1 protein-coding gene is annotated in these 940 nt (G+C 58.9%); it reads left to right on the top strand.

The window, feature by feature from the left end:
• Window positions 1-940, top strand: a 940-nt coding sequence (tnpC, locus tag N5096_RS16050; protein WP_267665792.1) for an IS66 family transposase, incomplete at both ends; no start/stop codon positions are given.

Genomic DNA, 940 nt, shown 5'->3' with positions numbered 1-940 from the left:
TTGCTGAACTTGAGCAGGAGAGGGAAGAGCTCGAGCAAGAGAATCAGCAACTCCGAAAAGAGAACAAGCGCCTTAGAGCCAAAATCCGATGGTACGAGGGACCACATACGCCACCGAGTAAGGAACAATCAGATCAAGAGGAGTCGTCCTCGTCTGATGAAGACGAGGACGACGAACAGCCACGTACTGACGGTGGCACGCCTGGTCGAAAACCTGGACACGACCCTGCATGGCGGCCTGCACCTGATCTAGACGAAGAAATCGAGGTCACCTGTGACTGCTGTCCAGATTGTGGCGAACAGTTTGACGAGTCGGCGGGCGTCAGCCCCCGACTCGTCGAGGAGCTTCCAGATCCACAGCCACCCGAAGTGACACAGTACAACCGCCACCACTACCAGTGTCACTCTTGTGGGTCCGAGACCGTCGCTTCACACCCCGACTGCCCCGATGAGGGGCAGTTCGGGGTGAATGTCATCGCACAGGCAGCACTGTCTCGGTATGATCACCGTCTCCCCTACCGGAAGATCGGCGACCGCTTCGAGCAACTTCATGGACTGGAGTTATCTGGCGCGTCCGCGTGGCACGCGACCGAGCGCGCTGCGCGCGCCGGTCGCTGTGAATACGAACGGATCCGCCACCGGATACAGCAAGCCGATGTTGTCCACATTGATGAGACAGGAATCAAGCGGGACGGCGAACAGGCGTGGATCTGGACGTTCACCACCGAGGAGCACACGCTGTACGCAGTCAGAGAGAGTCGAGGAAGCGATGTTCCCGCAGAAGTCCTCGGAGAGGACTTCGCGGGAACGGTTGTCTGTGATGGCTGGACAGCGTATCCGGCTTTCAGCAGCGAGCTACAGCGATGTTGGGCGCACATTCTTCGGGAAGCTGAAGACGCCGCCGAGAAAGAGGCCGAAGGCGAAGCGATCTACCACGCTCT

It is taken from the genome of Halorubrum yunnanense (genome assembly GCF_026586675.1).
In the GTDB taxonomy this organism is placed as follows: Archaea; Halobacteriota; Halobacteria; order Halobacteriales; family Haloferacaceae; genus Halorubrum; species Halorubrum yunnanense.
The sequence above is the reverse complement of the archived record's forward strand: the minus strand, read 5'-3'. Positions and strand labels throughout refer to the sequence as shown.